This window comes from Bacillus sp. EB01 (genome assembly GCF_000613125.1).
Lineage (GTDB): Bacteria > Bacillota > Bacilli > Bacillales > Cytobacillaceae > Bacillus_D.
Genome location: NZ_HG964497.1, coordinates 3,958,277 through 3,960,070, shown reverse-complemented (window position 1 = coordinate 3,960,070; position 1,794 = coordinate 3,958,277). Strand labels below are relative to the sequence as shown.

Genomic DNA, 1,794 nt, shown 5'->3' with positions numbered 1-1,794 from the left:
CCCGTCTCATAGCATTCCTGTAGTTCGTTAATTTTGGACTTTGATAAAAACAGGGCTCCCCACTAAGATAAGAGTAAGACACGACTCAAACTCTACCTTTAGGAGGAACCCTTACTATGAAGTTTAAAATGCAGGACAAACAAAATCAACTAATTGAAAGAATTTCTGACAAGCATCTAATTGTTGGGGTAGATATTGCCCAAGAATTCCATGTGGCGAGGGCCATCAATTTTCGTGGAATCGTTATTGGGGATCCAATCACGTTTGATAACGACGGAGATGGGTTCTCGAGCCTGCTAAAATGGATGAACAACCTTAAAAGAGTTTATAAGTTAGAGAACTTCATTGTTGGGATGGAACCTACTGGCCATTACTGGACCAACATTTCCAAATGGCTCATAGACCGTAATATTGAAGTAGTAATGGTTAATCCCTTTCTGGTTAAAAAGAATAAAGAGAATCGTGATAATACGCAATCCAAGAGTGATAAGAAAGATGCCCTAGTCATTGCCGATATGGTAAAGAACGGCTACTACTCTTTTGTCAGGCCTGCTTCAGAATCATTTGAAAAGCTTAGGGTTCTCATGTCTAATCGGGAGGTTATTGTTAAAAGGCTTGTGAGCTGCGCCAATCAATTACATCGCTGGGTAGACATTATTTTTCCTGAACTCAGGCAGGTCTTTAAAGATATTACATGTAAAGGGGCAATCGCCACCCTTCGCCTGTTTCCAACTCCGATGGAACTGTGTTCCAAGAGGCCGGAAGAGATTTTAGCTGGCTGGAAATCACTCTTGAAGAGGCAGCCCGGATTAAAGAAGGCCTATTCCCTTCTCAATGTAGCCAGGAGATCCATTGGCAACAAACAAGCAATAGAGGCCTACAAACTACATCTGGAACAATTACTCGAAGAGTACGACCTTGTGGTAGAGCAACTGGAACGAGTCGAAATGGCAGTCAAGGATGAGCTCTCTAAAATTCCTTTCGCCGATAAACTGCTTAAAATCAAGGGAATCGGTGACATTTCACTTGCCGGCATACTAGGAGAGGCTGGAGACCTAAGCGGATATTCACATGGAAATTCCTTACTTCGCCATGCAGGACTCCATTTGAGAGAAGCTAGTTCTGGGAAATGGAAGGGTCAAGTTACCTTATCAAAACGTGGAAGGCCAAGACTTAGGCATTTCCTTTATATGGTCACAATAGGCTTGGTCACAAACAATGCAGAATTTAAGGCTATCCACTCCAGTAATGTGAAAGGTAAGAAAATGAAAAAAATGAAATCCATCATGAAATTGGTTGGTAAATTGGCCAGGTTGCTTGTAGGTATAGCACGCAAGAATGAAACGTATTGCCCAGAGAAAGTACAGCCACAAACAGAGTTGGCAGCTTAGTTTAAATACTATTCCCTTCTCGAAGAGATGGAAGTCGAGTGTTGGCTTATTCGCAGGATCACAAATATGTACGGCGTACCAGGTTGATTAATCAAAAGGGCACTGACCCATACTTTTAGCAAAACTGGCCTCCACCCCTTGGAATAGGCGTAACGAAGGAATGAGAGGGCATTTGACCCGTTGAGACATGGGAGGGAAAACCTCCAAGGGTGGCGTGGAGATGTGCATTATATGGAAGAATATGGAGATTAAGCTTACTCCTTTATTTCATCATGCCTTCACGTAGCCCAGATGTCCTCAATTCTCTTTAAACAGCCAACGTACCTTTTCCAAAGAATGTGCAATCCTGCGAATAAGCGAGTATTCGGGAGAAAATTGAATTAAACCGAGGGAGATTAATCGG

At 42.5% G+C, this 1,794-nt stretch carries 1 protein-coding gene; it reads left to right on the top strand.

Annotated features, from left to right (window positions below; all coding sequences use genetic code 11):
* Positions 1-116: 116 nt before the first annotated feature.
* Complete coding sequence (locus TY16_RS18500) at positions 117-1,391, top strand: IS110 family transposase (RefSeq protein WP_043933283.1); 1,275 nt, start codon at positions 117-119, stop codon at positions 1,389-1,391.
* The last annotated feature ends 403 nt before the right edge of the window (positions 1,392-1,794 follow it).